Origin of the sequence: Streptomyces albofaciens JCM 4342, assembly GCF_008634025.1 — a bacterium.
GTDB lineage: Bacteria > Actinomycetota > Actinomycetes > Streptomycetales > Streptomycetaceae > Streptomyces > Streptomyces albofaciens.
Genome location: NZ_PDCM01000001.1, coordinates 4,134,446 through 4,159,978, shown reverse-complemented (window position 1 = coordinate 4,159,978; position 25,533 = coordinate 4,134,446). Strand labels below are relative to the sequence as shown.

Below are 25,533 nucleotides of genomic sequence, written 5' to 3'. Positions count from 1 at the left end.
ACTCCACTGTAGCCCTCCTGTGCGCTATCTCGCTAGAACTTCGACTAACTTCCGCGAGCATGCTGGTTTAAAGTGCCCCGCAGTTGGCATAATGTCTGCCATGACGGGTGCCTCTTACGACTATGACCACCTTGCTCGCTTCGTGCGCGAGGTTCGGCTGGAGCTTGGCTTGGCGATTACCGCCGTGGCCGAAGCGGCCGGCATGTCCAAGGACACCTATAAACGCGTGGAGATGGGGAAGCCCATTCGCGAGGCGAGCTACGGCAAGATCGACAAGGCGTTGCAGCTAGCCCCTGGATCCTGCCTGGCCGTCCTGGAAGGAGCGGAGGCTGCCGCGACGGCGGCGCCGCCTGACCGTGGACGCACCGCCGCCTTGGCGGTATCGCTGGAGACTGCGGTGCGCGACGCGGTGGCCAGTGCCGTCATCTCATCCTCCGACACACTTACAGCCGCTCAGATCCGCGACCTCTCGCAGCGCATCCTCGAAGAACTGAAGGATCGCGGCATCCTGGAGTAGCAGCGGCGCATCGCGCCCCTCAGGAGCACAAGAACGCCCCCGCTCGAAAGCGGAACCGTCGATGTTCACGACCACGTAGACGCCCTTGCCGTCCGCGGGCCACAGCGCGAGGTGCGCCACCAGCACGGTCTCCGTGCCGCCACCGAACACCGGCACCGTCACGCCCACTGCGGGCCCGTAGTGGTGCACGTCCTCCAGGAACGCCAGATCCTCGGCCGCGTGATCCGTCACGCACCACGACGGGCACTCCACGTGCACCGGGACACCGCGCACCGACGTCGCGGAAAGGCGGGGGAGGGGGACGGCCTCAGAGCCCGCGTGGGCGGAGGGGAGGCTTGACGGTACGCTCGAAGACATAGCGATTCCTTCCTTGGACAGACGGGATTGCTTGCTGCAGGCGAGTTGGCGCTCGCCTGTTCCTGCAGCGGCCGGGGCTTCGCGAACACGCGGGGCACCCGGCCGTTGTGCTGTGGTGCTGATGGCCTTGCTTGGGCAGGACGGTAGTCGATAGGCGGGATCCGGCCGAACGTCAGCAACGAGATCAGCCGAACATCAACTGATGATCACGTGATTCAATCTTGCCCCCTTGTTAACCTGCGTGTTTAATTAGTTTTTCTGCCCTCTGGCCAGCGGTGTTACGGTGCGCAAGTGCGTCGCAATTGCGCGGGAGGGGTGCAGTCGGAGGCGAGTAACCACTTGACGAATTAGAAGAAAAGTGGGCATGTAGGGCGTTCTGCTAGTGCGCGAGATGGCTGATTCTCGTTCCTGCGGAATCGTTCTCGCGCACCTTCCCCTGAAGGGGCGGTTGAAGGGTGGCGCTGACATGCCGCCCCCTGCGCTACCGTCGTGCCGGGACCAGCGCCAGGAGGACCCCATGGCCCGCATCGTGTTCGACCCCGACGAAGCCGACTCCATGCGGCGCGCCGCACGCGACGCCTTCCCCCAGGACCCAGCCCTCGCCTACGCGCTCCTCCAACTCGCCGACGAAGGCGTCGACCTGGAGAACTGCAGCACCTGGGACGACATCCGCGCCGAACGCGGCCTCCCGCCCCGTGACGCGGCCCACCACGTTGCTTAAGCGCCGCGCCCTCGTCACCTTCCACGAGACCGCCGAACGCCAGCTCGCCACCCTCACCGACGACGACCTCGCCCGGCTCGACCCCGTCCTCGACGCCATCGCCGCCGACCCCGAGGTCGGCCGGCCCCTCGCCGACAGCCCCTGCGCGAATACCAGCAGGACAGCGTGCGCGTCATCTACTACGCCACCACACTCGGCACGATCACCGTCGTGGCATACGTCGAGGTATAACACCGGGAACCTCCGGTCGGGGAAATTCGCTGCGGGGAAGCATTGCATTCTTACGAGGGTGCTCGCAACATTCTCCTGGCGGAATGTTGTATTCCGTTTCTGCCTCTGAGCTGCGCTCCTGAACATCAGTTGATGGTCAAGAGGTCATCAATAGATGTTCAGTCACCTCTTTCCGTCTTCGGTAATTCGGCGAAGCGGCACCTCATAAGGCAAGTTTAGGGAAAGCTCGCGGAATAGCTCATCCCGCAGCTTCGGCGGGGAAAGTCTTTTGCGGACCAGAGTCGCCCACCGGCCAGCCCGACCGAGACCGGGCCGGAACGTCCCTGTGTGGCCCCCGGCAGCGCTGCACGTGAAGCAGCACTGCCCAGTTGACCACCTCCCAACGTTGGGAGGTGGTGACCAGCCCTCAACGTTGGGAGGTGGTCTGTGACTCACGTCAGTCACGGGCCTGAGCCCCGGCACCTACCATTAATGGGAGGTGGTTAGGTACTGCCGCTGGCACCCGGACCACCCTGCACCTGCCGCCGGTTCACCGGCATGGAAACCGCCGACCTCCCACGGAGCCCAGCTGCTAGCCGGTACCTTCGAAACATCGCTGACCTCCCGATTGTTGCCGCTCTACTACCTGAAGAAGCCACGACCGGTAACATCCACCCGAGCGGTCACCCCCGAGGTCCAGGAGCAACTCAGGAGCACCGACTGACGTCGGGCAGAGCCGGGCCACCTCCCAACGTTGGGACGTGGTCTGCCGGCCGCCCCAGAGCCACCACCCCCGAAATTTCGGGGGTAGTGATCGACGGCGAAACCACCCTGCACCTGCCGCCAGCCCTCGGGCCCGGGAAGCGCCGAACCCCCGCGCAGGCCGGTGTCCGACCGGTACCTTCGGAACATCACAAACCTCCAGGTAGTCCGATGTGTTAACCCGGGATAAGGCGACAGTTGGGACTAGCGGCCCGTCCGCCGTACTGGACGGATGGTGCAAGCGCCTCGGACCCCCGTGACTCACGTGAGTCGCGGGTCGACCTCTCCGGTCAACCGGCCGAACACAAGATCAGTTGACATAGAAGTGACACAGGGCCCTGCGGGCGGGCCGGTGGTCGCTGGTGAATGAGGACCGTAGCCGATCGACAAGATCGGGCCACGCGTGTGCAGCTAGATCAAGAAATCAATAGGTGCACATAAGAAGCACAACAAGAGCTGTGCTCTTTTCTCTGACCTGCCATTATCCCTGGTGTTGCCGCTTGGGCAGCCGTTCTGCGCACGCTCTCCCCCTTTCTCGGCACGGTCTGGCGCCCTCAGGAAGTGGCTGGAAAACGTGGGTGGGGTGGACGCCGAAACCCTGGCTACTCTGCTTCGCAGTCGGCCACCGGGCTCCATGCCGGGAGATGCTGCGAAGCCGGTCGGCACTAGCCTTCCGCAGCGACGTCGCCGATACCAGGAAGTTGCACCGAGTTGCGAATAAAGCCGGCAGATTGCGCAGATTGCAGCCCTGCGCCGCCATAGGCACAGCTAAGACGATGTCTCAGTTGGCGGTGACTCGTTGTTCTGGGCATGGGGATAGTCGAGCGGTTGGTGCCGGACAGGCTGTGGGAGCTGTTTCAGGACGTGGTGCCGTCGGCGCCGCAGCGCCCGCAGGGAGGGGGACGTCGGCGCTGTGATCCGTGCAGTGCTGGCCGCGATCGTCTTTGTGGCGACCACGGGCTGTACCTGGCGGCAGTTGCCGCCGGTCTTCAGTGCCTCCTGGCAGACGGTGCACCGGCGTTTCACGGAATGGTCCGCGGCCCGGGTGTGGGCCAAGTTGCACCGGGTGCTGCTGGACCAGCTCGGTGCCATCGGCGGCGTGGACTGGTCGCGCTGCGCAATCGACTCGATCAGTGTCCGCGCTGTCAAAGGGGGCCTCTGACGGGACCGAATCCGACCGATCGCGGCAAGAACGGGGCGAAGGTCCACGTCATCTGTGACCGCAACGGCCTGCCGATCTCGGTGGGCATCTCCGCCGCCAACGTGCACGACAGTCAGGCCCTTATCCCGCTGATGCGCGGCATCCCTCCCATCCGCTCGCGCCGTGGTCCCCGGCGTCGCCGCCCGGACCAGCTCCACGCAGACAAGGGTTACGACTTCGACTGCCTGCGCAGCTGGCTGCGACGCAGGCGGATCGTGCCACGCATCGCGCGCCGCGGGGTGGAGTCCTCCAGCAGGCTGGGGCGGCACCGTTGGGTGATCGAGCGTACGCTGTCCTGGCTGAGCGGCTGCCGTCGCCTGCACCGCCGTTATGAGCGCAAGGCCGAGCACTTCCTGGCCTTCGTCGGCCTGGCCAGCGTCCTCATCTGCTACCGCGTACCGACCGCTGAGGACGACGTCCGACAGCGGGTACAGTCCCGGCGAGCCGATCGGATGCGGGGAGGACTCCCTCCAGCCGGTCATCGACCGCCGCGAGTACGGGCCGTTCCCCCCGTTCACGCCTCCCCGCCGCAAGCGATCTCCCAAATACCTCCCAAACTCGGCTTCCGAGTGATCGATAGCGCCAATGGGCCTCGCTCGGCAATCCGAGCGAGACTTTCATTGGCCAGCGCATCTACACGTGTCCTGCTGGACGAACGCCCTACCGGATCGGCACCCCGGCCACCGTCCTGGCGATGACGAGCCGCTGTATCTCGCTCGTGCCCTCGAAGATGGTGTAGATGGCGGCGTCCCTGTGCATGCGCTCGACCGGGTACTCGCGGGTGTAGCCGTTGCCGCCGAGGATCTGCATCGCCTGGGCGGTGACCTTCTTGGCGGTCTCGCCGGCGAAGAGCTTGGACATGGAGCCCTCGGCGGAGGTGAACGGCTTGCCCGTGGTGGCCATCCAGGAGGCGCGCCAGACCAGGAGGCGGGCGGCGTCGATCTGGGTGCGCATGTCGGCCAGTTGGAAGGCGACACCCTGGTTGTCGATGATCGGGCGGCCGAACTGGACGCGGGTCCTGGCGTAGTCGAGCGCCACCTCGTACGCGGCGCGGGCGATGCCGACGGCCTGGGCGCCGACCGCCGGGCGGGACGCCTCGAAGGTGGCCATCGCGGCGTTCTTCACGCGTTCCCCGCCGGGGTTCTTCGCCCGCTCCCGCGCCCGCGCCAGCCGCTCGTCCAGCTTCTCCTTGCCGCCGAGCAGGCAGTGGCCGGGCACGCGCACGTCCTCCAGGACGACCTCGGCGGTGTGCGAGGCGCGGATGCCGTGCTTCTTGAACTTCTGGCCCTGGGAGAGGCCGGGGGTGTCCGGCGGGACGATGAAGGAGGCGTGGCCCTTGGGCCCGAGGTCGGGGTCGACGACCGCGACGACGACGTGGACGCTCGCGATACCGCCGTTGGTCGCCCAGGTCTTGGTGCCGTTGAGCACCCACTCGTCCTTGGCCTCGTCGTAGACGGCGCGGGTGCGCATCGCGGACACGTCGGAGCCCGCGTCCGGTTCGGAGGAGCAGAAGGCGGCCACCTTCACATCGTCGGCGTCGCCGTACATCTGCGGTATCCAGGTGCCGATCTGCTCCTCGGTGCCGTTGGCCAGCACGCCGACGGCGGCCAGGCCGGTGCCGACGATCGACAGGCCGATGCCGGCGTCGCCCCAGAACAGCTCCTCCATGGCCATGGGGATGCCGAGGCCGGTCGGGTCGAAGAACTGCTGGGCGTAGAAGTCCAGCGAGTACAGGCCGATCTTGGCGGCTTCCTGGATCACCGGCCAGGGGGTCTCCTCGCGCTCGTCCCACTCGGCGGCCGCGGGGCGCATCACGTCGGCGGCGAAGCCGTGGATCCAGTCCCGGACCTCCTTCTGCTCGTCGCTCAGCTCCATGGTGAACTCGGCCATGACCCCTCCAGCGCTGCGTTCCCGGGCGCCCGCCCAGGAATGTTACTTGCGGTAACACGAGTCTGTTACCCGTCAGTAAGGGATGTCAACTCCCCCGGCCGCGCATTCACCCCGCGGTGGGGGTGTTACGTTGCGCGAGCGTCACGGATTCACAAGGGCGGGGAGTGGGACATGGAGAACACCCAGTACAACGGGCGGCAGCGGGCCACCGCGGTGGAGCAGTCCGCCGCGGGGCACGGCGCCGCGGCGGCCCCGCCGGACCCGGCCCGGCGGCAGCAGACGGCGACCGAGCGCCGGCGCCGTGAACTGCTGGAGGCCGCCGACCGCGTCGTGCTGCGCGACGGCCCGGACGCCTCGATGAACGCCATCGCGGCGGAGGCCGGGATCACCAAGCCGATCCTCTACCGGCACTTCGGCGACAAGGGCGGGCTCTACCGGGCACTGGCGGTACGGCACACCGACGCGCTGCTCGACGGGCTGCGGGCGGCGCTGGACTCCCCCGTACCGCGCCGGGACCGCGTCGAGGCGACGCTCGACACGTACCTGACGGCGATCGAGACCCGCCCGCAGGTCTACCGGTTCCTGATGCACCCGGCCGACGAGAAGCCGGACGAGAAGCCGGGGGCTGACAAGGACACCGGCTTCGACGTCGGCCGGCACTCCGCGCCGCTGCTGCGCCGGCTCGGCGAGGAGCTGGCGAAGGTCATAGGCGAGCGGCTGGACCTGGGGCCGGGCGGCGAGGAGCTGGCCCGCGTCTGGGGCCACGGCATCGTCGGCATGATGCACGCGGCCGGCGACTGGTGGCTGCGCGAACGCCCGTGCTCACGGGCGCAGTTGGTACAGCACCTGGCCGACCTGCTGTGGGGACGGCTGGCGGCGGCCGGGGACCGGCTGGGCGGGCCGGGGTTCTGAGGGCCGACGAGGTACGCGCGAGCCGGCGGCCGTACGCGTGAGCCCATCGCCGTACGGCCCGATCGCCGCCCCGCTACGCCCCAGCCGCCCGCTCCCCCGCCCACGGCGCCCGCGACGCCGCCCGCAGGGCCCGGCGGCGGCGCAGGCCGGTGAGGCGGTCCAGGTAGAGGCCGCCCGCCAGGTGGTCGCACTCGTGCTGGAGGCAGCGGGCGAAGAAGCCGGTGCCGGAGACCGTGCGCGGCTCGCCCGTCATGTCGAACCCCTCCACCACCGCGTGGTCGTGGCGCGGCGTACCGGCTTCGATGCCGGGCACCGACAGACAGCCCTCGGGACCGCGCACGACGACGCCGTCGGCCTCCACCAGCCGCGGGTTGACGAGGTGTCCGAGGTGCCGCCGGTCCTCGTCGTCCGGGCAGTCGTAGACGAACACCCGCAGCGGGACGCCGATCTGGTTGGCCGCCAGGCCCACGCCCCGGGCCGCGTACATCGTCGCGAACATGTCCTCGACGAGTTCGGCGAGGCCGGCGTCGAAGGCGGTGACCTCCTCGCAGGCGCCGGTCAGGGCCGGGTCGCCGAGGAGGCGCAGGGGGCGCGGGCGGCCGGAGCTGCCGGGGATCGAGCGGGAACGCATGCGGGTAAGCGTACGTTCTGGAACGTGCGACGTCGCAGGTCGTCGCACGGTGCCGGGGTCGCGGCACGGGTAGCGGGATTCGGGGCCGCCGCCGGATCTCGATAGGCTGATCCCCGACCGAAGCCTCCGGCCGGTCATCGGCTCCGGAGGAGGCGTTCCACCGGCAGCCCCAAGGGCGGGAGGGCGCCGGATGCAAGGAGGATCAAGGACGATGGCAGGCAACACGGAGCCGCTGTCGCCGCGGGCCAAGCTGGCCGTGACGGCGGGCAAGGCCGCGGCGGCGGTGTCGCGCGCGGCGGGGCGCGGCAGCGGATCGGTGATCGGCGGTAAGGTGGCGCTCCGGCTCGACCCCGACCTGCTGGCCCGGCTCGCCCGGCACCTGGACGTGGTGCTGGTGTCGGCGACCAACGGAAAGACGACGACGACGCGGCTGATCGCGGAGGCGCTGCGGGCCAGCGGCCCGGTGGTCTCCAACGCGCTCGGCGCCAACATGCCGGCGGGCATCACCTCCGCCCTGGCCGGCGGCTCCGACGCCCGCTTCGGCGTCATCGAGGTGGACGAGAAGTACCTGGCGGGCGTGGCGCGGGACGTGACGCCCAAGGCCATAGCGCTGCTGAACCTCTCGCGCGACCAGCTCGACCGGGCCGCGGAGACCCGCATGCTGGCCGAGCGCTGGCGCGAGGGCCTGGTCGGCTCCAAGGCGCTGATCATCGCCAACTGCGACGACCCGCTGATCGTGTGGGCGGCCTCGTCGTCGACGAACGTGGTGTGGGTCGCGGCGGGCCAGGAGTGGAAGGACGACGCCTGGTCCTGCCCGTCGTGCGGTGGCGTGATGCAGCGCCCCGGCGACGACTGGTTCTGCGCCGAGTGCGGCTTCCGCCGCCCCACGCCGAGCTGGGCCCTGTCCGGCGACCACGTGCTCGACCCGCACGGCAGCGCCTGGCCGATCCGGCTCCAGCTGCCGGGCCGGGCGAACAAGGCCAACGCCGCGACGTCGGCGGCGGTCGCCGCGGCGTTCGGCGTGCCCCCGCAGGTCGCCCTGGAGCGGATGTACTCGGTGCAGGCCGTCGCCGGCCGCTACGACGTCGTCTCGTTCCAGCAGCGCGATCTGCGCCTGCTGCTGGCGAAGAACCCGGCGGGCTGGCTGGAGACGTTCTCGCTGATCGACCCGCCGCCCACCCCGGTGATCCTCTCGGTGAACGCGCGCGGCGCGGACGGCACCGACACCTCCTGGCTGTGGGACGTCGACTACACCCGGCTGGCCGGGCACCCGATCTTCGTGCTCGGTGACCGCAAGCTCGACCTGGCGGTCCGCCTGGAGGTCGCGAACCTGGACTTCCGGGTCTGTGACACGCTGGACGAGGCGGTGCAGATGGCCCCTCCGGGCCGCATCGAGGTCATCGCCAACTACACGGCCTTCCAGGACCTCCGCAGGCGCGTGGGCAACTGACGTGAACCAGCGACCTTCACGACAAGGACGAGCGAGCATGAGTGACAACAGCCTGCGGCTGGTGTGGATCTACCCGGACCTGCTGAGCACGTACGGGGACCAGGGCAACGCCCTGGTGGTGGAGCGCCGGGCCCGCCAGCGCGGCCTGGACGTCCAGCGCCTCGACGTCCGCTCCGACCAGCAGATCCCCACCTCCGGCGACATCTACCTGATCGGCGGCGGCGAGGACCGGCCGCAGCGGCTGGCGGCCGAGCGGCTGCGCCGCGACGGCGGCCTGAACCGCGCGGTCGCCAACGGCGCGATCGTCTTCTCGGTGTGCGCCGGCTACCAGATCCTGGGCCACGAGTTCATCAACGACCTCGGGGAGCGGGAGCAGGGCCTGGGCCTGCTCGACGTGGTCAGCACCCGCGGCGAGGGCGAGCGGTGCGTCGGCGACGTACTGGCCGACATCGACCCGCAGCTGAACCTGCCGCCGCTGACCGGTTTCGAGAACCACCAGGGCGTGACCCACCTGGGGCAGACGGCCCGCCCGTTCGCCCGGGTCCGCTTCGGCAAGGGCAACGGCGTCGGCGACGGCTACGAGGGCGCGTACAACGACACCGTTTTCGGTACGTACATGCACGGCCCGGTCATGGCGCGCAACCCGCACATCGCCGACCTGCTGATCAAGCTGGCACTGGACGTCAACGCGCTGCCGCCGGCCGACGACCGCTGGTACGAGGCACTGCGGCAGGAACGCATCGCCGCCGCCACGCAGCCCGCGTAACCGTTCCGCCGCACTCCGTACGCCCGCAGTGTCCGCACTGCGGGCGTACGTGTGCCGCGGGGGCCCCGCGCTTGTAGGGTGAGCGCAATCCAACCGGACGACGGGGTCCGGGCGTCCGGTTGAGAGCCCCTGCCCGCGCCCGGCCACGGCCCGGCGGGCGGGCTCTGTAGTGCAGAGGGTCTGCGAAACAATGCGTATTGGTGTGCTCACCTCCGGTGGCGACTGCCCCGGGCTGAACGCCGTCATCCGCTCCGTCGTCCACCGCGCCACCGCCGACCACGGCGACGAGGTGATCGGCTTCCGGGACGGCTGGAAGGGCCTGCTGGAGTGTGACTACCGCAAGCTGGACCTGGACGCGGTCAACGGCATCCTGGCGCGCGGCGGCACCATCCTGGGCTCGTCCCGGGTGCAGCCCGCCCATCTGCGGGACGGTGTGGAGCGGGCCCGCGGCCATGTGGCCGACCTGGGCCTGGACGCGATCATCCCGATCGGCGGCGAGGGGACGCTCAAGGCGGCCCGGCTGCTGTCCGACGCCGGCCTGCCGATCGTGGGCGTGCCCAAGACGATCGACAACGACATCGCCGCGACCGACGTCACCTTCGGCTTCGACACGGCGGTGGGCGTGGCCACCGACGCGCTGGACCGTCTGAAGACCACCGCGGAGTCGCACCAGCGGGTACTGATCGTCGAGGTCATGGGCCGCCACACGGGCTGGATCGCGCTGCACTCCGGGATGGCGGCGGGCGCGCACGCCATCGTGGTGCCGGAGCGCCCGTTCGACGTGGCCGAGCTGACCCGCAAGGTCGGTGAGCGCTTCGAGGCGGGCAAGAAGTTCGCGATCGTGGTGGTCGCCGAGGGCGCCAAGCCGCGCGAGGGCTCGATGGCCTTCGACGAGGGCGGCACCGACGTCTACGGGCACGAGCGGTTCGCCGGGGTGGCCCGGCAGCTGTCCCTGGAGCTGGAACGGCGGCTCGGCAAGGAGGCCCGCGCGGTGATCCTGGGCCACGTCCAGCGGGGCGGCACGCCGACCGCTTACGACCGGGTGCTGGCGACCCGCTTCGGGTGGCACGCGGTGGAGGCGGCGCACCGCGGCGCGTTCGGCATGATGACGGCGCTGCGCGGCACGGACATCACGCTGGTGCCGCTGGCCGAGGCGGTGGAATCGCTCAAGACGGTGCCCGGGGAGCGGTACGCCGAGGTGGATTGCGTTCTGTAGCACGCCCGACTTCCGCGTGACCGCTCCATGACCGCCCCTTGACCCCGCCGTGCGGGCCGCCGCGCGGCCCGTTCGACCGCCCCCGGCCGTGGCCTCGGCCGGGGGCGGTTCTAGTCTGGTCCCGGAGTATCGGTACGAATCAGGAGCGAGCGGATGGATCACGGCGGGCACGGCATGAACATGGATCTGCCGCCGTTCACGCTGGGGCGCGGCATGGAGTTCGGCGGGGACCCGTTCTTCCTGATCGGCTGCCTGGTGGGGCTGGGACTGTACGGCTGGGCCGTGCTGCGGCTGCGGCGGCGCGGCGACCACTGGCCGGTGGCCCGTACGGTCGCGTGGGTCATCGGGGTGCTCACCGTGGCGCTGGTGATGTGCACCAAGCTGAACGACTACGGCATGGTCATGTTCAGCGTGCACATGGTGCAGCACATGGTGATCAGCATGCTGTCGCCGATCCTGCTGCTGCTCGGCGGGCCGGTGACGCTGGCGCTGCGCGCGCTGCCGGCCGCCGGACGGGGCCGCAAGGGGCCCCGTGAGCTGCTGGTGGCGCTGCTGCACAGCCGGTACATGCGGGTGATCACGCATGCGGCGTTCACCATCCCGATGTTCATCGCGAGCCTGTACGCGCTGTACTTCACGCCGCTCTTCGACTTCCTGATGCAGTACCGGGTCGGGCACATCGCGATGATGGTGCACTTCCTGGTGGTGGGCCTGGTCTTCTTCTGGCCGATCATGGGCGTGGACCCGGGCCCGCACCGGCCGGGCCACGTGATGCGGATGCTGGAGCTGTTCGCGGGCATGCCGTTCCACGCGTTCTTCGGCATCGCCCTGATGATGGGCACCGAGACGATGATCAAGACGTTCGAGAACCCGCCGGCCTCCCTGGGCGTCGACGCCCTCGGCGACCAGAGCGCGGCCGGCGGCATCGCCTGGGCCTTCAGCGAGATCCCGTCCGTGCTGGTGCTCGTCGCCCTCCTCTACCAGTGGTACAAGTCCGAGGAGCGCCAGAACCAGCGCAAGGACCGCGCGGCGGCCCGCGACGGCGACCAGGAGCTGGCGGCGTACAACGCCTACCTCGCCTCCCTCCAGGCCCGCGGCCAGCAGGGCCGCGCGGGGTGACGGAGGGCTGACCGGAGCCGACACAGGCTCTCTCGCACGACAGCTGGCGGTACGGGCCGCGGCCGGGGACCATGTCCTCAAGGCCGCGGCCCGCGGCGTTGGGCCACCGGGCCGCCGTGAGGAGGTTGCGGGGATGCCCGGATCCGCTAAGGCGATGGCGGCGTGCACGGTGGGCGGACTGGTCGTGGCGACGGCCTACACCGTGGCGCTCGGCAGCAGTGGCTGGCTCTGGTTCGCCTGGGTCGTGCTGGCCCTGGTGACGGTCGGGGTGGTGGCGGCACGGCCGTCGTAAGGCCCAGGTTCCCTTCGTACGGGTCCGGGGCGGCCTTGGCCCGGAGCTCGGGGCTGTACGGGAGCACGGCTGTACGGGAGTACGGCAACGGCCGACGCGGAAGCCCGCATCGGCCGGTCGACGGTGAGCGCGGTCGCTCGCCCACGGCCCTACGGGCCCGGCCTAGTGCGCCGCGATCCGCTCCACCAGGCCGATCCCCCGCGCCAGCAACTCCCGCTCCTCCTCCGTCAGTTCCGCCTCGATCGCCCGCGCGAGCCAGTCCGCCCGGCGGCTCCGTTCCTCCTCCAGCAGCACCCGCCCCGCGGGGGAGAGTTCCACCAGGCTCTTGCGGCCGTCGGTCGGATGCGCCCGGCGGGTGATCAGTCCCTGCTCCATGAGCAGTCCGACGGCCCGGGCCATGGACTGCGGGCGCACCCGCTGGTCGGCCGCCAGTTCGCTGGTGGTCATCGCACCGTTGCGGTCCAGCGAGCCGAGGACGGCCACCTGGCCGAGCGGCATCTGGTCCTCAAGCTTCACGCGCCGCGTGAGCTTTCCCATCGCGGTGCGCAGTTCGGCCGCGACGGCGGCGGATTCCGGAAGGGGCATACCGGATTTTAACGCAGCACGACTGTCCAGGTGAACTGTACAGCAATTCTGCGCAGCCAAACTGAACAGCACAACTGCACAGCATTGCTGTAGAGTATTCCGCGCCGGGTCCAGCGCCACCGTCGCCGCAGCCGGGCCCCGGCTCGCTTGCGACAACGGGAAGGACTCCCATGACCGCCATCACCTCCGTCACCGGCCGCCGCGTCCTCGACAGCAGGGGCAACCCCACCGTCGAGGTGGACGTGGAACTGGCGGACGGGTCCATCGGCCGGGCCGCGGTCCCCTCCGGCGCGTCGACCGGCGCCCGGGAGGCCGTCGAACTCCGCGACGGCGACCCGGCCCGCTGGCACGGCAAGGGCGTCGACCGCGCGGTACACCACGTCAACACCGAGCTCGCGGCCGCCGTCACCGGTCGCGAGGCCGAGGACCAGGCCGGTCTGGACGCCGCCCTCGTCGCCACGGACGGCACCCCCGCCAAGTCCAGGCTCGGCGCCAACGCGATCCTCGGGGTCTCCCTGGCCACCGCCAAGGCCGCGGCCGCCGCCCACCGCCTGCCGCTCTACCGCTACCTCGGCGGCTCCGACGCCCGGCTGCTGCCCGTACCGATGATGAACATCGTCAACGGGGGCGCCCATGCCGACAATCCCCTGGACTTCCAGGAGTTCATGATCGCCCCGATCGGCGCGGAGACCTTCGCCGAGGCCGTGCGGATGGGGTCCGAGATCTTCCACACCCTGCGCCGCGACCTCCTCGCCGCCGGGCACTCCACCGGCGTGGGCGACGAGGGCGGCTTCGCCCCCGCCCTGCGCACCGCCGAGGAGGCCCTCGACTTCGTCATGGCCGCCGTCGAGCGCACGGGCTACCGGCCGGGCACGGACATCGGCCTGGTCATGGACCCGGCGTCGTCCGAGTTCTTCCGCGACGGCGTCTACGACTACACCGGGGAAGGGGTGCGGCGCACGCCCGCCGAGAACGCCGACTACCTGGTCAAGCTGATCGACGCGTACCCCATCGTGTCGATCGAGGACCCGATGGCCGAGGACGACCTGGCGGGGTGGCGGGACCTGACCGCCCGGGTCGGCGCGCGCTGCCAGCTCACCGGCGACGACGTGTTCTGCACGAACGAGGCCATCCTGCGCGAGGGGATCGGCTCCGGCGTGGCCAACTCGATCCTGGTGAAGGTCAACCAGATCGGCACCCTGACGGAGGCCCTGGCCACCGTCGGCGCCGCCCACCGGGCCGGCTACACCGTCGTCATGTCGCACCGCTCGGGAGAGACGGAGGACACGACGATCGCGGACCTGGCGGTGGCCACGGGCTGCGGCCAGATAAAGACCGGATCCCTGTCCCGCTCCGACCGCACCGCCAAGTACAACCAACTGATCCGTATCGAGGAGCAGTTGGGCGACAGCGCCCGGTACGCGGGGGCGGCGGCGCTGCGTCGCTAGATGCCGCCCGGCACGGTGTGCGCCGGGCCGCGAGGTCCGGCGCACCCGCGCCCGTACGCGGCGCGGCCCGCCGTCCCGCCCGGGGCTTTCGGACCCTCCCCGTACCGGGCCAGGCGGCTCAGCGCTTGCGGACGTACTTCCGGACCAGGACGCCGTTGTCGAATGTGCGGACCCAGTCCAGCGTGAAGTCCGCGACCGTGAAGTCCGTGCCGAACATCGGCATGCCGGAACCGTAGACCTGCGGGTAGGTCTTGATGACCAGCTCGTCGACCTCGTCGAGCAGTTCGCCCGCCACCCGCGAGCCGCCGCAGAGCCAGATGCCCAGGCCGCCCTCCTCGGCCTTGAGGGCGCGGACGGCGCCGACCAGGTCCTCGGTGATCAGGTGCACGTTGGGGTCGGGCGACTCCCCGAGGCCGCGGGAGGCCACGTACTCGCGGAGGTGGCCGTACGGGCTGGTGACGCCGGCGTCCAGTCCCACCTGGTAGCTGCCGCGCCCCTGGATCACCGTGTCGAACTTCTGGTTCGCCACGTCGTGGAAGTCCAGTACGCGACGGCCCTCGGCCGATACGGTCTCCGGGTATTCCGTCTTCAGGAACTCCAGGAACTCCTCGTTGACGAACTGCATCATCGACGACGCGTCACCGTTCGGGTCGCCGATGAAGCCGTCGATCGAGCAGGCCACGAAGTAGGTGAGCTTGCGCAAAGGGTCCTCTTTCCGCCGGTGACGCGCGGTCGCGTCGCAGTCAGGATCGGTGCGGTGGCGGACGGGCACACCTCTTCGCCGCAACCACTTCGCCCATAGTGCTTCAGGCGTAGTGGTTGCGCAAGCCTTTTGGCGCGCGTGCCTGCCGGGGGCGGCGGAACGCCCCCGGCAGGCACCCCATCAGCGGCTCACCGTGCGGGTTGTCGCTCAGGAGTGGGCGACATCCACGACGAGCTGGTTCTTCTGCTGGGTGACCCGGAAGGGGAGCCGCTTGGCGACTCCCAGACCTATCTGCGTGTCCCCCTCGAAGCTGGCCGCGAACCGGGTGTCCTTGAAGGTGCGGTAGCCCGAGATGTTCACGCCCGGCAGCGGCTTGCCGGCCTTGCCCGGGTACGTCGGCCTGCCCGTGCCCGGGTCGTAGCTCGGCGCCGCCACCCGGATCTCCAGGATCGCCCCGCCGCCGACCTTGATGAGGTCGCCGGAGCCGTCCTGGTGCAGCTCCTTCACATAACCGATCCGGTAGCCGACCGGCTTGCCGCCGGCGGTCGGCACCTCGAAGACCATCCGGTCGAAGCAGTCGTGCCGACCGGTCCGGATGTTCGTCAGCGGCTTGTGGGCGTCCGCGTCGGCGGACTTCAGGGCGCTCCCCCAGCCGGCGGTGTCACACGCGGCCGCGGCGGCCGGCGCGGCCCCCGCCGCGGGCGCCGCCGTCGCCGAGGCCGCCGTCGCCGTCACCGCCGCGCCCGCCAGCACGACCGCGGTCAGCGCAGTGCCCAATCGTCGCATCACATACCCCGTATCTCGTCGCGTCCCATCGGATCCGATGGTCCGTCCATGGTGTGGCCCGCCGGTCGGATCCGGCCGGCCCGTACTGGCGATCATCGCGTACGGGTCTGACAACGCGGCCGGGGGAGCAACGGGTTTCGGCCGCTGCCCGACGGCCCGCGGCCACAGCGCACTTGGCGGCCGAACCCCCTTGTGCGACGCTCGCTGCCACAGCAGGGGCCGCCCGCACACGCCACCCCCGCCGGCCCCGGTGCGCAAGAATGCCGATACGGCCGCCTGTTACGGACAGCCCGGCGCGGCGTCCCACGGCGCCGGTCACCGGGCCGGAAGGCCGGCCGTGCAGCCAAGGAGAGCCAGAAGATGACCACTTCTGATCACGCCGGTCAGCCCCAGCCCTCTGTCACCAACCACGCCGACCACACCGATCACTCCACCCACGCCGACCGAACCGACCACGCCGGACATTCCGGCCACACCGATCCGACCCTCTACCGGACACCCGCCGACGCCATCGCCGCTCCCCCGGAAAAGCTCGCCTACCTCGTCGGCTTCGACCGCTCCGCACAGCGCCCGGACGCGCTGATCACCGTGGACACCGACCCGGGATCGAGTACGTACGGACGGGTACTGCACCTGGCCGACGTGCCCGGACTGGGCGACGAACTGCACCACTTCGGCTGGAACGCCTGCTCCAGCGCTCTCGCCCACGAGGGCCACCACCGGCCCGAACGGCGCTACTTACTGACGCCGGGACTCCGCTCCTCCCGGCTGCACGTCTTCGACACCCACCCGGACCCGGCCCGCCCCCGTCTGGTGAAGGTGATCGAACCCGCCGAACTGGCCGGCAGGGCGGGCTACTCACGGCCGCACACCCTCCACTGCGGCCCCGGCGGCATCCTGCTGTCCTGCCTCGGCGGCGCGCAGGGCGACGACGGGCCGGGCGGTGTGGCGCTCCTCGACCACGAGACCTTCGACGTACTGCGCGCCTGGGAGACGGACCGGGGGCCGCAGCGCCTGGCCTACGACGTCTGGTGGCACCTCCAGCACAACATCGCCGTGACCAGCGAGTGGGGCACGCCGTCGATGGTCGAGAACGGCGTCGACCCGGAGCTGCTGCTCGGCCGCTCCTACGGGCACGCGCTGCACTTCTGGGAGCTGGACTCCGGCCGCCACCTGCAACGCGTCGACCTGGGTGACGAGCACCAGATGGTCCTCGAACTGCGGCCGGCCCACGACCCGTCCGCGACCTGGGGCTTCGCGGGTGTCGTGGTGAGCGTGGCGGACCTGTCGGCCTCGGTGTGGCGGTGGCGGCGCGAGGACGACGGGCGGTTCACGGCCCACAAGGTGATCACGATTCCGGCGGAGCCCGCCAAGGAGGACGAACTGCCTCCGGCGCTCAAGCCGTTCGGCGCGGTGCCGCCGCTGGTCACCGACATCAATCTGTCGGTGGACGACCGCTGGCTCTACGTGTCGGCGTGGGGCACCGGCGAACTGCACCAGTACGACGTGCGCGATCCCGCCCGCCCCCGCAGGACCGCGTCCGTGCGGCTCGGCGGCATCACCGCCCGGCGCCCGCACCCGGCGGCGCCCGGCCTGCCGCTCACCGGCGGCCCGCAGATGGTCGAACTCAGCCGCGACGGGCGCCGGGTGTACCTCACCAACAGCCTGTACGGCGCGTGGGACGACCAGTTCTACCCCGACGGCATCCACCCCTGGCTCGCCAAACTCGACGCCGACACCGAGAACGGCGGCCTCACTCCCGACCTCCGCTTCTTCCCGCACGGCGCGGACTTCCGCGGGCTGCGCGTCCACCAGACCCGTTTGCAGGGCGGCGACGCGTCGTCCGACTCGTACTGCTACCCCTGACCGCTTCCGCCGCAACCGATTCCCGGCCGGGCGCGTGGCAGGACGAGACGGATATCCGCGAGTCGGCCATATCCAGCCACGGACAAAGGAATTCCACGCCGTGCACAAGGAATCGGAATGCACACCGGAACCCACGCCGGAACGCGCGGTGCACCCATCGGCGGAAGCCGTCGTGCGCGACTTCCTCTCCCATGCGGACCGGCTCTGCCCCGGCCTGGTCGAAGGGCTGTATCTGACGGGGTCGGTCGCGCTGGGGGATTTCCGGCCGGGGCACAGCGACATCGATTACGTGGCGGTCACCGGGCGCCGCCCTTCGGACGCGGACGTCGCGGCCCTGGAACAGGCCCATGCCGCGACGCGCGCCCGGCACCGCCGCCCGTACTTCGACGGAGTCCACGTCACATGGAGCGATCTCGCGGGACATTTCGCCGATTGCCCCGGCGCCGCGCGCACTCATATGGGGCGGTTCCGCACGGGCGGCGGCTTCGAGGTCAATCCGGTGACGTGGGCCGTGCTCGCGAAGCACGCCGTGCCGGTACGCGGCCCCGTCCCGGGGAAGTTCGACGTTGCCGTGGACGGGGCCGCGCTGCGCGACTGGACGCGGGAAAACCTCGACGGCTACTGGCGCGGCTGGCGGATCGCGCACGGCAAACCGCTGTCGGCCAGAGGCGTGTGGGCACTCGGCGGTCGGGCCGTCGCCTGGGGCATGCTGGGCGTCACCCGGCTCCATTACACCCTGGCCACCGGGGAGATCACTTCCAAAGGGGGTGCGGGCCGCTACGCCTTGCGGGCCTTCGGCGCCGATTGGCATCCCGTGATCTAAGAGGCGCTGCGCCTCCATGGTCCGGTCGCGGATTCCGCGGCTCCCCGAGTCACCGCCGCCCGGCTGCGGAGCCCCTTCGCCCGCCGCCGGGCCGCCTTGGACTACATGGCCATGGTGATCGACGACGCCCTGGCGGACCATTGACGCCCGCCGCCGGAGCGGGCCGCCAATTCACTGGTCCGTGGAACTCCCGTGGTGTTCCATGATCTTCGGCACGGTCGCGCGGTACACCTCCTGTTCCGGCCCGGCCGCATCCCTCCAAGCCACCAGGAGTACCCGCATGCCCACCGCAGCCCCGCCCTCCTTCCTCCTCGTCCACGGCGCCTGGCACCGGCCCGCGTGCTGGGGGCCTCTCCAGGACGCCCTCGCCGCCGACGGCCTGCGGTCCCACACGGTCGCGTTGCCCAGTTCCGGCCCGCAGGGCACGCCCGCCGCCGGTGTGTACGACGACGCCGAGGCGATCTCCGCGCGGCTGCGCGAGATCGACGGGCCGGTGGTGGCCGTCGGCCATTCGTACGGCGGCATTCCCGTCACCGAGGCGGCCGCCGCGCATCCGCACGTCGTCCACCTCGTCTATCTCGCGGCCTACATGCCCGCCGAGGGCGAATCGCTCGGCAGTCTGCACGGCCGCGAGTCGTCCGGGCCGGTGGACCCCGACGGTGTGCGGCCGCCCATCTTCGAGGACCCGCGTACGTCGCTGTACTCGGACGTACCCGACGAGGTGGCCGAGTGGGCCACCGGCGAACTCGTCGTGCAGAGCCGGCGGTCGTTCCAGGAGCCGGTGACACGGGCGGCGTGGCGGACCGTGCCCGCCACCTACGTCGTCTGCGAGGGCGACCGGGCGCTGCGGCCCGCGATGCAGACGAAGATGTCCGCGAACGCCGCCCACGTCGAGCGGCTGGGCACCGGCCACTCCCCCTTCCTCGCCGCGCCCGCCGAACTGGCCGCCCTGCTCGGGCGGATCGCCTCCGGGGCCACGGAAAGCTGACGCGGCGGGCGGCTCGATGCCCGTCCGAGGGCGGTACGCAACGGCCCGGCCCCTCCTCCGACGAGAAGGGGCCGGGCCGTACGGTGCGCGCTCGGCGCCGCTCACTCGTGCGCTTCGGCTTCCACCGGCTTCGGGATCAGGAACGAGGTGCCGACGGCCACCGCCATGATGATCACGCCCGCGATCATTCCGGCGGTGTAGCCGGACGCGGACGTGGGGTCGTCGGCCGGTGCGGCGGTCTTGACCGCGTACAGGGCGGCGAAGCTGAGGCCGGAGCCGAGGTTGAAGGCGCCGGCGTTCAGGCCGGGCAGGAAGCCCGGGTTCTCCTTCGGCGACAGGACGATGCCGAGTCCGTTGAGGACGATGTTCGCCACGCCCGCGTAGGTGATGCCCACGAGGATGGAGGCGGCCAGCAGCAGCCCCCGGGAGTGGGCGGAGAGCGTGACGATCATCAGCACGACGGTCGCCGCCGCGCCGACCAGGCCCAGGCGCAGCACCCGGCCGTACCCGAAGGTGGCCGCCAGCCGGCCGGCGAGCGGGCCCATGGCGAGCCCGGCGATGGCGTACGGGGTCAGCGTCCACCACGCGGACTGCTCGGCCGACATGCCGAGCCCGGCCTGGGCATCCTGGGCGAACGCCGGGATGAGCCCGTTCATGACGGCGAAGACGCCGGTCATCGTGAGCATCGTGGTCAGCAGCGTCGCCCAGGTGGAGCGCTGCCGCAGGTGCCGCGTGGCGACCAGGGGGTGCCCGGAGCGGTCCTCGGTGCGCCAGAACAGCCAGAACGCGGCCGCGGCCACGACCACCAGGACCGCGATCAGCGGCCAGTCGGCGGCGGCCAGCTTGCCCGCCTCGTTGAGCGCGACGAGCAGCGAGCCGACGGAGACGACCAGCAGCACGACGCCCGGCCAGTCCATGCGGTGGCTCTCGGGCACCTTGGACTCGGGGGCCATGGTGGCGACGAGGGCGGTGGCGATCGCGGCGACGACGGCCATCGCCCAGAAGACCGCCGCGAAGCCGTGCCGGTCGGCGAGGTAGCCGCCGGCGAGCGAGTCGACGCCGGCGATGCCGCCGTTGACCGCGGTGATCACGCCGAGCAGGGTGCCGTAGCGCTTGGGCTCGGTGACCTCGACCCGCAGCATGATCAGACACAGCGGTACGGTCGGGCCGGAGACGCCCTGGATGGCGCGGCCGACGAACAGCATCGGCACGCTCTGCGCCAGCGCCGCGACCACACAGCCGACGACCATCAGCGCCATCATCCCGGCGAGCACCTTGCGGCGGCCGACGATGTCCCCGAGCCGCGGCAGGAACAGCGAGAACAGCGCCGCCGAGGTGAAGAACGCGGTCTGGGTCAGCCCGATCTCGGCGGAGGTGGCGCCGAGGCTGTCCTCGATGTTCTTCAGCGCGGGGCTGAGCATGCTGGCGTTGAGCTGGAAGGCGATGCAGGCCGTCAGCAGCGCGGTGACCAGCACGCCGACCCGTACGGTGCGCCCCGGACCCGCCGTTTCGGCGGGCCGTGCGATGTGCGGTGCGCTCATGCCTGAACGTCACCGATGCGTTCGAGGGCGTCCACCACCAGGTTCCAGAACCGTTCGTGGTCGAGCTGGACGGCGACCTGGGTGCGGCAGTCCTCGGGGATCGGCCAGCGGAAGTCGGTGACGGTCATGCCCATGGTCAGGCCGCCGGTCAGCTCGATGTCCACCGGGGCCTTGCGGACGGTCATCACGTCCGGGTCGATGACGTACGCGACGGCGCACGGGTCGTGCACGGGCGGGTACTCGAAGCCCTGGTTCTCCCGGTAGGCGTCGCGGAAGAAGTCCAGCAGTTCCAGGACGAACGTGGCGGGCTTGGTGCCGACGTCGGCGATCTTCTTGGTGACCTCGGGGGTGGCCAGCGCCTGGTGGGTGAGGTCCAGGCCGACCATGGTGACGGGCCAGCGCTCGTTGAAGACGATGTGCGCGGCGTGCGGGTCGATGACGATGTTGAACTCGGCGACCGCGCTCCAGTTGCCCTCGTGGTAGCCGCCGCCCATCAGCACGACCTCGCGGACGCGCTCGGCGATCCGGGGCTCCTTGCGCACGGCCATCGCGATGTTCGTCAGGCCCGCGGTGGGGACGATGGTGATCTCGCCCGGCTCGTGCGACATCACCGTGTCGATGATGAGGTCGACGGCGTGCCGGCGGTCGAGTTCGATGTCCGGCTCGGGCAGGTCCGGGCCGTCCAGGCCGGTGTCGCCGTGGATCTCCGGCGCGTTCTCGATGGTCCGTACGAGGGGCCGGGGGCAGCCGGCCGCGAACGGCACGCCGGTGATGCCGGCGATCCGGGCGACGGACAGCGCGTTACGGGTGACCTTCTCCAGGGTCTGGTTCCCGACCACGGTCGTCACGGCGACCAGGTCGATGTCGGGATTGCCGTGCGCCAGGAGCATGGCGATGGCGTCGTCGTGCCCGGGGTCGCAGTCGAGAATGATCTTTCTGGCCAACGGAAGAGCCCCTTTGCTCAGCTGAAGGTGTTGAAGTGGATCTCTTGGTGCACAGCTGAAGGGCTGTTACCGAAAGAGCGCGGACGGACGGCGGCGCACCGGCCCGGCGGACGGAGCGCCCACGGCTGGTGCGACCCGGACACCTCTCCTTCGCCATGGGTCGGGTAATCGATTTCACGCAGGCGGTGCCTCCGTCCAGGGCCCTGACCAGCGATCGGGGCCCTGTCCCGTCATAGTGCCAGAGCAAACGGGCGGGGCGGACATCCGGGGCCGCGGCGGGACGCAAGCGTCCGGCGGTCTCCGGTCAGCCGTCGGGGCCCGGCTCCCCGGCGGCGCCCGGCGGGCCGGTGCCGGCCGGGCCGCCCGGCACCGGCCGGTCGTGCGCGGCGAGGACGGTTTCGATCGTGTCCGCCTCGGCGGCCGTCTTGTCCTCGCGATAGCGCACCACGCGAGCGAATCTCAGCGTCACCCCCGCCGGGTAGCGGGTCGAGGTCTGCAGGCCGTCGTACGCGATCTCGACGACCAGCTCGGGGCGTACGGTCACGACGTAGCCGGTCTCGTCCACGGACAGCTCGCGCAAACGTTCCGTCTGCCAGGCCAGCATGACGTCGGTGAGGCCCTTGAAGGTCTTGCCGAGCATCACGAACGTGCCGTCCGGGCCGCGGGCGCCGAGATGGAGGTTGGAGAGCTTGCCGGTGCGGCGGCCGTGTCCCCACTCGGCGGCCAGCACCACCAGGTCGAGCGTGTGCACCGGCTTCACCTTCAGCCAGGCGGCGCCGCGGCGGCCCGCGCTGTACGGCGCGTCCAGCGCCTTGACCATGACGCCCTCGTGGCCCCGACGCAGCGTCTCGGCCCAGAAGTCCTCGGCGGCCTCGCGCGCGGCGGTGTCGGCCGGGTCCTCGACCACCACGCGCCGTACCCGCCGCTCCTCCGGGACCAGCCGGACCAGCTCCGCGTGCCGCCGGTCGCCGGGCAGGTCCAGGAGGTCCCGGTCGCCCACGGCGAGTACGTCGAAGAAGACCGGGGAGAGCGGCAGCGCGGCCCGGGCGGCGGCCACGTCCACGCGGGAGCCGAACCGGCCCGCGATCTGCTGGAACGGCAGCGGGCGCCCGTCGTCGCCGAGGGCGATGGCCTCGCCGTCCAGGATGAAGCACGGCGCGTCGAGCGCCAGCGCGGCCTCGGTGATCTCGGGGAGCCGGTCGGTGACGTCATCGAGGGTGCGGGTGTAGATCCGTACGTACGAGCCGTCCCGGTGCACCTGCACCCGGATGCCGTCCAGCTTCTCCTCCACGGCGCACCGGCCGGCCTTGTCGACCGCCTCCGCCAGGGACTTCGCGCCGTGCGCCAGCATGGGCCCGACGGGCCGCCCCACCGTCAGCCGGAACTCCGCCAGCGCCGGGGCCCCCTCGGCGAGCAGACCGCGGGCCACCTCCTCCAGGGACCCGGCCAGCATCACGGCCCGCCGTACGTCCGCGACCGGCACCTCGGCCGCCGCGGCGATCGCCTCGGCGGCGACGGCGTCGAGCGCGCCCTGCCGCACCTCGCCGGTCAGCAGGCCGACGAGGAACCGCTGCTCCTCCTCGGTCGCGGCGCCCAGCAGCTCCTGGACGAGGCGGCGCCGCTCGGCCTGGGAGCCCGGCCCGGCGACGGCGGCCAGGGCGGTCAGGGCCGCGTCCGTACCGAGGACGGTCAGCGTGGCGGTGTCCGCGGGCGGTACGGGGTGGCGCAGCACGCTCCAGCCGACGCCGATCCGCCCCTGCGGCAGCCGCCCGGCCAGATACGCGATGGCCACCGGCGCGTCGTCCGGTTCGGCCTGGCGGAACAGCTCGGCCAGCAGCTTGATCTTCTGGGACCGCGCCGAGGTGGCGGCGACCTCCCCGGACACCTGTGCGAGTCGGGCCAGCAGCATGGCAACATCCTGCAACGCTCGCGCCGCCCCCGCACGATCACCGGAGCCGGTGCGCCGCACCGCCGTCACCAGGGCACCGCCGCACCGGGCCGCCCGCGCTCACTTGCCGAACCCCTCGGACAGGCCGCGGACGAAGTGCCGCTGGGCGACCAGGAAGATCACGATCATGGGCAGCGCGGCGATGGTCAGGCCGGCGAAGAGCATCGGCCAGTCGGAGTTCAGGCGCCCGGCCATGTCTGCGAGCCCCACGGGCAGCGTCTTGAGGCGGTCGTCGGTGATGAAGACGAGCGCGAAGGCGTACTCGTTCCAGGAGAACAGCGCCTGGAGGAGCGCGGCGGAGACCAGGATCGGGCGGGCCATCGGGACGACCACGCGCCAGAAGGTCTGCCAGCGGCTCGCCCCGTCGATCAGCGCCGCCTCCTCCACCTCCACCGGCTGCCCCAGCAGGTAGGCGCGGACGAGGAAGGTGGTGAAGGGCACCTTGAAGGCGGTGTAGAGGACGATCAGCGCCCAGTACGTGTCGTAGATGTGCAGCGCCTGGAGGAGCTGCGTCAGCGGGACCAGCGCCACGGTCGGCGAGAGCATCATGGCGCCGAGGACGAGCAGCAGCGCGGGCTGGGAGAAGGGGATGGCCAGCCGGGTCAGTCCGTACGCGGCCCAGGCGCTGATCAGGACGACGGCGAGGACGCTGGCGGCGGTGACGAGCGCGCTGTTGAGCAGGTAGCCGAGCACGCCTTGGTGCCACGCGTCGGCGTACGTTCCCCAGTCGGGGTGCGCGGGCAGCCCCCACGGGTCGGAGAAGATCTCCCCGTTCGTCTTCAGGCCGGACAGGGCCATCCAGCACAGCGGGTAGACGACGGCGACGGCGAGCGCGGCGAGGCCGCAGTAGGTCAGGATGCGCAGGACCACCGAGCCGGAGCGGGCGGGTCCGCGGCGGGCGGCGGGAGCGGCCGGTGGAGTGTCCGCCGGGGCGGGCTTGTGCAGGGTCAGGGTCATGCCGCTACCGCCTTCCGGCGCGAGTGGAGGAGCTGGACGGCACCGGCCACGAAGGTGATGGCGAACATGACGGTGCCGATGGCCGCGGCGTACCCCATGTCGTCCCCGGTGAAGGCGCTCGCGTACAGCCACGTGCCGAGCGTCTGGCTGGAGTTGGAGGGCCCGCCGCCGGTCATCACCATCACCTCGTTGAAGACGAGGAAGGCGCCGGAGACGGTGAGGATGACGAGGAGGGTGGTCATCTCGCGGACCATCGGGACGGTGACGGCGAAGAAGGTGCGGATGCGGCCCGCGCCGTCCACCGTCGCCGCCTCGTACAGCTCGCGCGGGATGCGCTGGACGGCGACCGTCAGCAGCATCGTGGTGTAGCCGAAGGACTGCCACTGGCTCATGTTGATGACGCCCCAGACGGAGGTGTCCGGGTCGCCCAGCCAGTCGTGCGCGAACCGGCCGAGGCCGAGCGTGTCCAGCGCGCTGTTGATGAGCCCGGCGTCGGGCTGGTAGAGGAACTGGAAGAGCAGGCCGGCCACCGTCATGGAGACGGCCGCGGGGATGAAGTAGACCGTACGCAGCAGCCCGCGCAGCCGCTGGCCGATGACCGCCTCCAGGATGGCGGCCAGCACGAGTGCCGCGCCGACCTGGAAGACCACCGACGTGACGGCGTAGCACAGGTTGTTGGCGAGGGCCTTCCAGAAGACGGGGTCCTGGAGGGCTTGCCGGTAGTTCTCCAGGCCGACGTAGCGCATGCCGGGCTGGAAGACGCTGAACTTGAACAGGCTGAGCCGGATGTTCTCCACGATCGGGTAGTAGACGAACAGGGCGATCAGGGCGAGGGCGGGAGCGGCGTACAGGGCGTGGCGGAAACGGCGTCGCTGCATGACGGCGGCACCTCCTTCGGGG

At 70.8% G+C, this 25,533-nt stretch carries 23 protein-coding genes and 1 pseudogene; 13 read left to right on the top strand and 11 right to left on the bottom strand.

The window, feature by feature from the left end; translation table 11 throughout:
* The first annotated feature begins 100 nt into the window (after nucleotides 1-100).
* Nucleotides 101-517, top strand: coding sequence for a helix-turn-helix domain-containing protein (locus tag CP973_RS18600; RefSeq protein WP_167538360.1), 417 nt, complete (start codon nucleotides 101-103; stop codon nucleotides 515-517).
* Here CP973_RS18600 and CP973_RS41770 read toward each other — a convergent pair.
* Nucleotides 428-874: a DUF6907 domain-containing protein gene (locus tag CP973_RS41770; protein ID WP_425281976.1), complete on the bottom strand. Its 447-nt coding sequence runs from the start codon at nucleotides 872-874 to the stop codon at nucleotides 428-430. The two genes, CP973_RS18600 and CP973_RS41770, sit on opposite strands and share 90 nt — an antisense overlap.
* Nucleotides 875-1,391: 517 nt before the next feature.
* On the opposite strand from CP973_RS41770, the gene CP973_RS18595 reads away from it, so the two are divergent.
* Together CP973_RS18595 and CP973_RS18585 are read left to right on the top strand one after the other, a co-directional pair.
* Nucleotides 1,392-1,595: a hypothetical protein gene (locus CP973_RS18595; protein ID WP_150242143.1), complete on the top strand. Its 204-nt coding sequence runs from the start codon at nucleotides 1,392-1,394 to the stop codon at nucleotides 1,593-1,595.
* 1,782 nt (nucleotides 1,596-3,377) lie between these two features.
* Nucleotides 3,378-4,163 (top strand): annotated as a pseudogene (locus CP973_RS18585) (IS5 family transposase); the annotation flags it as partial.
* A 265-nt stretch (nucleotides 4,164-4,428) separates the two neighbouring features.
* Here the strand turns inward: CP973_RS18585 and CP973_RS18580 are convergent.
* Complete coding sequence (locus CP973_RS18580; RefSeq protein ID WP_150242142.1) at nucleotides 4,429-5,658, bottom strand: acyl-CoA dehydrogenase family protein; 1,230 nt, start codon at nucleotides 5,656-5,658, stop codon at nucleotides 4,429-4,431.
* Between the two features lie 171 nt (nucleotides 5,659-5,829).
* Between CP973_RS18580 and CP973_RS18575 the strand changes: the two genes are divergently transcribed.
* On the top strand, nucleotides 5,830-6,570 hold the full coding sequence (locus CP973_RS18575) for a TetR/AcrR family transcriptional regulator (protein WP_244409592.1): 741 nt from the start codon (nucleotides 5,830-5,832) through the stop codon (nucleotides 6,568-6,570).
* A 73-nt stretch (nucleotides 6,571-6,643) separates the two neighbouring features.
* On the opposite strand, the gene def is transcribed toward CP973_RS18575, so the two are convergent.
* Nucleotides 6,644-7,201, bottom strand: coding sequence for a peptide deformylase (gene def / locus CP973_RS18570; protein WP_150242140.1), 558 nt, complete (start codon nucleotides 7,199-7,201; stop codon nucleotides 6,644-6,646).
* Between the two features lie 211 nt (nucleotides 7,202-7,412).
* On the opposite strand from def, the gene CP973_RS18565 reads away from it, so the two are divergent.
* The 5 genes from CP973_RS18565 to CP973_RS40030 all read left to right on the top strand — a co-directional run bounded on the left by CP973_RS18565 (nucleotide 7,413) and on the right by CP973_RS40030 (nucleotide 12,044).
* A complete protein-coding gene (locus CP973_RS18565; protein WP_030601995.1) occupies nucleotides 7,413-8,651 on the top strand; it encodes a MurT ligase domain-containing protein in 1,239 nt (412 codons plus the stop codon).
* A 37-nt stretch (nucleotides 8,652-8,688) separates the two neighbouring features.
* Nucleotides 8,689-9,417 (top strand): type 1 glutamine amidotransferase, encoded by a 729-nt coding sequence (locus tag CP973_RS18560; protein WP_030601993.1) that lies wholly within the window; start codon nucleotides 8,689-8,691, stop codon nucleotides 9,415-9,417.
* Between the two features lie 190 nt (nucleotides 9,418-9,607).
* Nucleotides 9,608-10,633 (top strand): 6-phosphofructokinase, encoded by a 1,026-nt coding sequence (locus CP973_RS18555; protein ID WP_150242138.1) that lies wholly within the window; start codon nucleotides 9,608-9,610, stop codon nucleotides 10,631-10,633.
* Nucleotides 10,634-10,786: 153 nt separating this feature from the next.
* On the top strand, nucleotides 10,787-11,752 hold the full coding sequence (locus tag CP973_RS18550; protein WP_150242137.1) for a cytochrome c oxidase assembly protein: 966 nt from the start codon (nucleotides 10,787-10,789) through the stop codon (nucleotides 11,750-11,752).
* A 133-nt stretch (nucleotides 11,753-11,885) separates the two neighbouring features.
* Nucleotides 11,886-12,044, top strand: a complete 159-nt coding sequence (locus CP973_RS40030; protein WP_167538359.1) for a hypothetical protein — start codon at nucleotides 11,886-11,888, stop codon at nucleotides 12,042-12,044.
* A 162-nt stretch (nucleotides 12,045-12,206) separates the two neighbouring features.
* On the opposite strand, the gene CP973_RS18545 is transcribed toward CP973_RS40030, so the two are convergent.
* Nucleotides 12,207-12,629 carry a MarR family winged helix-turn-helix transcriptional regulator gene (locus tag CP973_RS18545; protein ID WP_150242135.1) on the bottom strand — a complete coding sequence of 141 codons (423 nt, stop codon included), beginning with the start codon at nucleotides 12,627-12,629 and terminating at the stop codon, nucleotides 12,207-12,209.
* A gap of 170 nt (nucleotides 12,630-12,799) precedes the next feature.
* Here CP973_RS18545 and eno point away from each other — a divergent pair, with 170 nt between their 5' ends.
* On the top strand, nucleotides 12,800-14,077 hold the full coding sequence (gene eno / locus CP973_RS18540) for a phosphopyruvate hydratase (protein ID WP_150242133.1): 1,278 nt from the start codon (nucleotides 12,800-12,802) through the stop codon (nucleotides 14,075-14,077).
* Nucleotides 14,078-14,195: 118 nt separating this feature from the next.
* Here eno and CP973_RS18535 read toward each other — a convergent pair whose 3' ends face one another.
* Nucleotides 14,196-14,780, bottom strand: coding sequence for a dihydrofolate reductase family protein (locus CP973_RS18535; protein WP_150242131.1), 585 nt, complete (start codon nucleotides 14,778-14,780; stop codon nucleotides 14,196-14,198).
* 207 nt (nucleotides 14,781-14,987) lie between these two features.
* Complete coding sequence (locus CP973_RS18530; RefSeq protein WP_150242129.1) at nucleotides 14,988-15,566, bottom strand: AMIN-like domain-containing (lipo)protein; 579 nt, start codon at nucleotides 15,564-15,566, stop codon at nucleotides 14,988-14,990.
* 360 nt (nucleotides 15,567-15,926) lie between these two features.
* Here CP973_RS18530 and CP973_RS18525 point away from each other — a divergent pair, with 360 nt between their 5' ends.
* The 3 genes from CP973_RS18525 (at nucleotide 15,927) to CP973_RS18515 (ending at nucleotide 19,243) form a co-directional block, all read left to right on the top strand.
* Nucleotides 15,927-17,432 carry a selenium-binding protein SBP56-related protein gene (locus CP973_RS18525; protein ID WP_150242127.1) on the top strand — a complete coding sequence of 502 codons (1,506 nt, stop codon included), beginning with the start codon at nucleotides 15,927-15,929 and terminating at the stop codon, nucleotides 17,430-17,432.
* A 100-nt stretch (nucleotides 17,433-17,532) separates the two neighbouring features.
* Nucleotides 17,533-18,255, top strand: coding sequence for a nucleotidyltransferase domain-containing protein (locus tag CP973_RS18520; RefSeq protein ID WP_208853207.1), 723 nt, complete (start codon nucleotides 17,533-17,535; stop codon nucleotides 18,253-18,255).
* Between the two features lie 280 nt (nucleotides 18,256-18,535).
* Nucleotides 18,536-19,243, top strand: coding sequence for an alpha/beta hydrolase (locus CP973_RS18515; protein WP_150242125.1), 708 nt, complete (start codon nucleotides 18,536-18,538; stop codon nucleotides 19,241-19,243).
* A 101-nt stretch (nucleotides 19,244-19,344) separates the two neighbouring features.
* Here CP973_RS18515 and uriT read toward each other — a convergent pair whose 3' ends face one another.
* From uriT to CP973_RS18490, 5 genes are all read right to left on the bottom strand, one after another.
* Entirely contained in the window at nucleotides 19,345-20,784 is a 1,440-nt protein-coding gene (gene uriT / locus CP973_RS18510; RefSeq protein ID WP_150242123.1) for a uridine transporter UriT, read from the bottom strand.
* The gene (uriH, locus tag CP973_RS18505) at nucleotides 20,781-21,728 is read right to left on the bottom strand and encodes a uridine-preferring nucleoside hydrolase UriH (protein WP_150242121.1); all 948 of its coding nucleotides are present in this window, start codon (nucleotides 21,726-21,728) and stop codon (nucleotides 20,781-20,783) included. Before uriH ends, uriT begins: the two co-directional genes overlap by 4 nt.
* 304 nt (nucleotides 21,729-22,032) lie before the next feature.
* Entirely contained in the window at nucleotides 22,033-23,637 is a 1,605-nt protein-coding gene (locus CP973_RS18500) for an ATP-dependent DNA ligase (RefSeq protein WP_150242119.1), read from the bottom strand.
* Between the two features lie 99 nt (nucleotides 23,638-23,736).
* Nucleotides 23,737-24,633, bottom strand: coding sequence for a carbohydrate ABC transporter permease (locus CP973_RS18495; protein ID WP_150242117.1), 897 nt, complete (start codon nucleotides 24,631-24,633; stop codon nucleotides 23,737-23,739).
* The gene (locus CP973_RS18490; RefSeq protein WP_150242115.1) at nucleotides 24,630-25,511 is read right to left on the bottom strand and encodes a carbohydrate ABC transporter permease; all 882 of its coding nucleotides are present in this window, start codon (nucleotides 25,509-25,511) and stop codon (nucleotides 24,630-24,632) included. The genes CP973_RS18495 and CP973_RS18490 overlap by 4 nt, the downstream gene beginning before the upstream one ends.
* Nucleotides 25,512-25,533 lie beyond the last annotated feature (22 nt).